Origin of the sequence: Microcystis sp. LE19-10.1B (genome assembly GCF_027530565.1) — a bacterium.
Lineage (GTDB): Bacteria > Cyanobacteriota > Cyanobacteriia > Cyanobacteriales > Microcystaceae > Microcystis > Microcystis aeruginosa.
Genome location: NZ_JAPZQM010000185.1, coordinates 1 through 5,493 on the forward strand (window position 1 = coordinate 1; position 5,493 = coordinate 5,493).

9 protein-coding genes and 1 pseudogene are annotated in these 5,493 nt (G+C 43.1%); 3 read left to right on the top strand and 7 right to left on the bottom strand.

Going from position 1 to position 5,493, the window contains the following annotated elements:
• Positions 1-231 precede the first annotated feature (231 nt).
• Positions 232-348 (bottom strand): photosystem II reaction center protein I, encoded by a 117-nt coding sequence (locus O9332_RS06760; protein ID WP_002732356.1) that lies wholly within the window; start codon positions 346-348, stop codon positions 232-234.
• A gap of 197 nt (positions 349-545) precedes the next feature.
• Here O9332_RS06760 and O9332_RS06765 point away from each other — a divergent pair.
• Together O9332_RS06765 and rsmI are read left to right on the top strand one after the other, a co-directional pair.
• Positions 546-732, top strand: a pseudogene (locus O9332_RS06765) (hypothetical protein).
• An 18-nt stretch (positions 733-750) separates the two neighbouring features.
• Positions 751-1,590 (top strand): 16S rRNA (cytidine(1402)-2'-O)-methyltransferase, encoded by an 840-nt coding sequence (gene rsmI / locus O9332_RS06770; protein ID WP_288024437.1) that lies wholly within the window; start codon positions 751-753, stop codon positions 1,588-1,590.
• Between the two features lie 36 nt (positions 1,591-1,626).
• Here the strand turns inward: rsmI and O9332_RS06775 are convergent, their stop codons facing one another.
• Genes O9332_RS06775 through O9332_RS06800 form a run of 6 tightly spaced genes read right to left on the bottom strand, consistent with a single transcriptional unit; the run spans position 1,627 to position 5,076 of the window.
• Complete coding sequence (locus O9332_RS06775) at positions 1,627-2,796, bottom strand: LptF/LptG family permease (RefSeq protein WP_288024440.1); 1,170 nt, start codon at positions 2,794-2,796, stop codon at positions 1,627-1,629.
• 31 nt (positions 2,797-2,827) lie between these two features.
• Positions 2,828-3,556 carry an LPS export ABC transporter ATP-binding protein gene (lptB, locus tag O9332_RS06780; protein WP_002797884.1) on the bottom strand — a complete coding sequence of 243 codons (729 nt, stop codon included), beginning with the start codon at positions 3,554-3,556 and terminating at the stop codon, positions 2,828-2,830.
• Positions 3,557-3,558: 2 nt separating this feature from the next.
• Positions 3,559-3,735 (bottom strand): hypothetical protein, encoded by a 177-nt coding sequence (locus O9332_RS06785; protein WP_288024442.1) that lies wholly within the window; start codon positions 3,733-3,735, stop codon positions 3,559-3,561.
• Positions 3,732-4,232: an LptA/OstA family protein gene (locus tag O9332_RS06790; RefSeq protein WP_288024445.1), complete on the bottom strand. Its 501-nt coding sequence runs from the start codon at positions 4,230-4,232 to the stop codon at positions 3,732-3,734. The genes O9332_RS06785 and O9332_RS06790 overlap by 4 nt, the downstream gene beginning before the upstream one ends.
• A 49-nt stretch (positions 4,233-4,281) precedes the next feature.
• Positions 4,282-4,707 (bottom strand): DUF309 domain-containing protein, encoded by a 426-nt coding sequence (locus O9332_RS06795; protein ID WP_147073110.1) that lies wholly within the window; start codon positions 4,705-4,707, stop codon positions 4,282-4,284.
• A 9-nt stretch (positions 4,708-4,716) separates the two neighbouring features.
• The gene (locus tag O9332_RS06800; RefSeq protein ID WP_061432731.1) at positions 4,717-5,076 is read right to left on the bottom strand and encodes a ferredoxin thioredoxin reductase catalytic beta subunit; all 360 of its coding nucleotides are present in this window, start codon (positions 5,074-5,076) and stop codon (positions 4,717-4,719) included.
• A gap of 163 nt (positions 5,077-5,239) precedes the next feature.
• Between O9332_RS06800 and O9332_RS06805 the strand changes: the two genes are divergently transcribed.
• Positions 5,240-5,493, top strand: a 254-nt coding sequence (locus O9332_RS06805) for a helix-turn-helix domain-containing protein (protein ID WP_288024448.1), incomplete at its 3' end; no start/stop codon positions are given.

A 5,493-nucleotide genomic window follows, 5' to 3' on the forward strand; every position in this document is an offset into this window, starting at 1 on the left:
CCAAGCTTTTCTGGTCGGAACCCCCTAAGCCGAGTTTTCAAGGTGCTGCGCCGTCCACTTGGTTTTCGAGACTGGCCTTTTAATTCTAACGTAAAGCCAACCTAGAACGGCGGGGTTTCAGACCCAAAATTTCCGATGATACTACCATGATCATTATTTCTAGGGAGACAGGGAAAGTTTAATAACTTGTTCCCTGTGCCTCTACCCTAGAACCAGTTTGTTAATTGTCTTCTACTCAAAGTCTTTGCGTCCGGGGTTACGGGTAGGATCGCCAGAAAGGAAGCCAAAGATAAAAAGTAAGACAAAGAAGGAAACAACGATATAAACGGCGATTTTTAGGGTTAACATTACTAAGACGTTCTCCTTAGACTAGATTAATGCAATAACAGGGTTAGCATACCTTGACCTACTTTACCCTATTTGAGTGATCCCTGAACAGAGAAAAGCGATCGGTCTTCAGTTATCAGTTATCAGTTATCAGTTATCAGTGAGCAGTTATCAGTGAGCGGTGAGCAGATGTGAGTTTTGGCTCTTCTAGGTTCTGTGTGATAAGTTTAACTTACAGAGGATTGATCGATCTTTGTGTCCTTTGTGTCTCTGTGGTTCGTTCCACTCACTGCCCCAAGACTGTATCTTAGAATACATTTTACCCACCAAACCTGGGAGAGCCGAGTTTTTAGTTTACTGATTACTGTTTACTGGGTACTGATCACTGAAAATACGACTAAATAGCCTATTTTTAGCCAATTTATGAATAATCTCGGTAAATTGTATGTGGTGGGAACGCCGATCGGTAATTTAGACGATCTGACTTTCCGGTCCCTGGCAACTCTCAAAAAAGTCTCTCTAATTGCTGCTGAAGATACCAGACACACTGGCAAATTATTGCAGCATTTTGATATTCCAACCCCTCAAATTAGTTACCACGAACATAATCGTCTTTCCCGTCTCGATCAGTTATTAAATATTCTCAGCCAAGGTCAGGATATCGCTTTGGTTACTGATGCGGGAATGCCGGGGATTTCTGACCCGGGTTATGAGTTAATTAAAGCTTGTATAGAAGCTCAGATCGAAGTGGTTCCCATCCCCGGAGTAACGGCGGTAATTACTGCTTTAGCGGTGTCGGGATTACCCACGGAAAGATTCTGTTTTGAAGGATTTCTTCCGGGTAAGGAAAAGCTGAAACAAGAGCGCTTAGAGGGTTTAAAAACTGAAACGAGAACGATGGTTTTTTATGAAGCACCCCACAAACTTATTAAGACTTTGGAGGATTTACGCGAAACTTTCGGATCAACGAGAAAGATAGTTTTAGGTCGAGAATTAACCAAGCTTTACGAAGAAATTTGGCGAGGAACTATCGCCGAGGCGATTAATTTATATCAGGAGAATAAAACTCCTAAAGGGGAATTTACAATCGTAGTTATGGGCAACGATCAGGCCGATAATATCCAATTATCCGACGAGGAATTAAAACGGGAATTAAAACAAATTATCGAAGGAGGAGTTAATCGATCGCAAGCCAGCAGACAATTAGCACAGGTTACTAATTTATCCCGCAGTCGTTTATACAAATTAGCCCTAGAAATTTGATGATTATCAATTTTTATTCCCACCGCTAACCCTCGATTACTTAGCTGATTGAATTAACAAAATTCCCCCAGCAGTTAATCCTAAAATATTGGGCAACCAAGCGGCCATCAAGGGGGTTAAAACTCCGCCAATGCCTAAGGAACTGGTGACAAAAGATAGGAGATAATAGGAGAAAATTAGGACAATACAAATACCGAAACTGGTGGCTTTATTAGAATTTTGGGGACGTAATCCCAAGGCTGCCCCAATCATCCCAAAAACCAAACAAACAAAGGGTAAAGATATTTTCTGCTCGATTTGAACCTGTAGTTTTCTAATTTTGGTAGGATTGCCGCTTAATTGCAGTATTTTTAGGTATTCCTGCGCTTGTCTCAGGGTCATTTCTGAACCATCTCGGCCTCGAAAAGCTAAATCTAACGGGGTACGCGGTAGGGCTAATTGTTGATGTTGAAAGCGGACAATATTACGATAGGAACCATTAGGATCAATTAGATAAATTGTGCCGTTATAAAAATCCCAGATATTTTTTTCAATATTCCAAGAAGCTGATTCTGAGGTAATAATTTGATTAACTTCCGGTTGGGTGCGATCGAGAATGGTTAAACCTAGCATCTCTTGACCGTTAAATCTTTCGGCATAAAATAACCTTCTTAATACCGTTTGGGGTTCCCCTCCATCCGGTTGCCGCACTTTGCCGTATTCAGGATAAATAATATTATCTTCAATAAAAGATTTGCGATTTGGTCGCAGAGCTTTCGTCATGGTAGCATTAGCTTCATAACTGGCAGCCGGAGCCACATAATCATTAAAAACGTAGGTTAATCCCGTCACTATTAAACTTAGCACAATGGCGGGAATTATTAGGCGATAAACACTAATTCCAATACTTTTCAAAGCAATTAATTCGCTATCACTGGCTAAACGACTGTAGGCCATTAAAGCCGCTAAAAGTATCGACATGGGAAAGGCTAAAACGATAAACTCTGGCATTTTTAATAAGAGAATTTTTAAGGCCAAAGTAAAAGGTAAACCCGATTCAGTAATCCGTCGCACTAAATCAAATAAAGTACCGATCGCCACTCCCAAAGAAGTGAATAAACCCATACCAAATAAAAAGGGCAATAATAACTCGACAAAAATATAGCGGTCTAAGATGCTAAATCCGGGTATTCTACTTAAATTTCCTTGCCAATTGCCAACTTTCATGATATAATGCAGCGATTTTTATTAATAACAATTATCGGAAAAAATTATCACCCAAATAATACTGACGCACCAGAGGATTATTATAAAGTTCTTCGCCACTTCCCGCCGCTAAAATCTGCCCTTCGCGCATAATATAAGCCCGATTAGTGATAGCCAAAGTTTCTCGCACATTGTGATCAGTAATTAAAATTCCCATCTGACGATCCCTTAAACCAGCAATCATCGCTTGAATCTCGGACACGGCGATCGGATCCACCCCCGCGAAAGGTTCATCTAATAATAAAAATCTCGGTCCGTTGACTCCCACCGCTAAAGCGCGAGCTAATTCTGTCCTCCTTCTTTCTCCTCCGGAAACGTAGGCTCCTTTAGTGCGAACAATCTTATCGAGGCGAAATTCTTTTAATAAATCATAGAGACGATTTGCCCGTTGGGAAAAGGGAACCCCCGACTGTTCTAGGGCTAACTGAATATTTTCTGATACAGTTAAATAACGAAAAATACTGGCCTGCTGCGTCAGATAGCCAATACCCAGACGCGCCCTCTGATTAAGGGGTAATTTGGTAATTTCTTTTTGATCGAGCCAAACGCGCCCTTGATTCGGTTTAATTAATCCCGTGGCGATATAAAAAGTTGTGGTTTTCCCCGCACCATTTGGTCCCAATAACCCGACAATTTCCCCCGGGGCAACCGTAATACTCACCCGGTTAACCACGAGCCTTTTACCGTAGGATTTATGGATATTTTCTAATACTAAAGTCATCTTTATCCGGTGTTGGGTGTTGGGGAAGTGGGGAAGTGGGGGGGTGGGGTGTAGGGTGTAGGGTGTGGGGTGTGGGGTGTAGGGTGTGGGGTGTGGGGTGTGGGGTGTAGGGTGTAGGGTGTGGGAAGAATAACTAAAAATAATCTCCTGACCCCTGACTCCTGACTCCTGACTATCACTGCGGGTTAATAATTGGGGCAGCGGGGAGGGAAGGGGAAGGTATGGGTGCGGGTGTCGGAGAAGCAGCCGGTTGGGGGGAAGTTTCGTTATCTTGGACTAAATAAATTGACTCCACCTGCTGACTGGTTTGGGGAGTAGCGATAAATCTGCCCTCATCGACAAGATAAGTCATCGTTTCGGCGCGGATACTGTTGCCTTCCTGCAAAACGTAAACGTTACCCGTCATCACTAAACGACGTTCGCGGCTAAAATACTGAGCTTGGGCGGAAGTGGCCTGCATTTTGCGAGCGGGATAGAACACTTGTACGTTACCCCTAGCAGTAATTACCCCCGTTTTTGAGTTCGCCTCCTGAATATCCGATCGCACTGTCATGGCATTACCTGGTACAATGTTCTGCTGTGCTTTGACTAGGGGAGAATTGCCCAATCCCATGATTAAGCCAGCAGAAACGAGGGCAACTAGCCATCCTCTGATTTTTGCGTATCTTGCTCTCATAGAAATCTCACCTATAGACGTAATTGTATTGACTAACTAATCTAGCTTTTTAGAGAACGGGATGACTTTTGAGGATTTTCGGCAGAGAACAGATAGATCGATCGAGGTGGGGATGAGGATGTTCCTGATTGCTTTTCATCGCTTCTAGCACTGCCGGTAATGCTTGGGGATCGAGATTCTGTAAAAAGTTTAATAGATCCAAACTCTCCCCAACCAAGTGCGTCACGTTGATCCCCTCGTAATCGGGTTGATAGTGTTGCAAACGTCTAACCCCTTCTCCCAAAAGAATTACCGCCCCGCGCCAGTTATTATTTTCCAGATGGTAACAAGCGACAGCAATCTGCAAAATGCCTTGATAAAAGGTTTTTTCAGGCTCTGTGGACTCCATCCACAAAGCCTCTAGGGTATCATGACAAGCATAGAATTGCTGGCGATTAAATTCGTCGATTCCTTGGCCAAAAGCGGTGGCTGTCATTACCCTAAACTAATGCCCCTTCATCGATTCGCGGACTTCTTGGATATAGTCGAGGGAAATTATCTGTTCTTCCCCAGCAAACTCGTTATCGGGGGTAATAAATAGCATACAGTGACATTCTTTCCGTTCCCGCATCGGTACACAGGGACAATTCCAGAAAGTATTTTTTACCTCCGCTTCTTTGTCTTCGTAGTGACGACAGGGACATAAAGGAGCGCCTAATTCGTCCTTATGACGCGCTAATCCCTCAATTACTACGGCTGTCACCGAGAGATCGCTACAGAAGTAAGTATTTGTACCTTTAGCGTACTGTTCGGCAAACTTTTTCATCGCCTCAAGACTCTTATCCGTGTTTGTGATCTGGCTCATAGTTATCTGATCCCCTTAGCTTTCTACAAAAAAACTTTTTACCTAAAATGTCAGCTTGAAGGAACCCTCGGTTTTACCTCGGAGATGAAAAGCTGACATCGCCTTGACACCTTGTACGATGAGTTGCTAGATTATAAGCATAACACATTGAGAGGTCGAGTCAATGCGAGTCATAGAGTTTAAGTTAAAAACCAATTCACACCAAGAGATAGCCATTCAAGAGGCTATAAGGGTGGGACAGTTCATCGAAAATTTGGGTCTGAAACCCCGTCGTTCTACGACGGCTTTACCGTTAAATATTAGCGCATTTACACGATATATGCTAGAATGCGAGATATGGAAAAGCTATCGCTACCGATTTTACCCAACACCAGAACAAGAGTCGCTATTGCGGCGCACTTTGGGCTGTGTAAGATT

Bases quoted from the DNA above. Each gene is read 5' to 3' on its own strand.
- lptB (WP_002797884.1), bottom strand. From the start codon at position 3,556: ATGACTTTAGTATTAGAAAATATCCATAAATCCTACGGTAAAAGGCTC.
- rsmI (WP_288024437.1), top strand. From the start codon at position 751: ATGAATAATCTCGGTAAATTGTATGTGGTGGGAACGCCGATCGGTAAT.
- O9332_RS06775 (WP_288024440.1), bottom strand. From the start codon at position 2,796: ATGAAAGTTGGCAATTGGCAAGGAAATTTAAGTAGAATACCCGGATTT.
- O9332_RS06760 (WP_002732356.1), bottom strand. From the start codon at position 348: ATGTTAACCCTAAAAATCGCCGTTTATATCGTTGTTTCCTTCTTTGTC.
- O9332_RS06795 (WP_147073110.1), bottom strand. From the start codon at position 4,707: ATGACAGCCACCGCTTTTGGCCAAGGAATCGACGAATTTAATCGCCAG.
- O9332_RS06790 (WP_288024445.1), bottom strand. From the start codon at position 4,232: ATGAGAGCAAGATACGCAAAAATCAGAGGATGGCTAGTTGCCCTCGTT.
- O9332_RS06800 (WP_061432731.1), bottom strand. From the start codon at position 5,076: ATGAGCCAGATCACAAACACGGATAAGAGTCTTGAGGCGATGAAAAAG.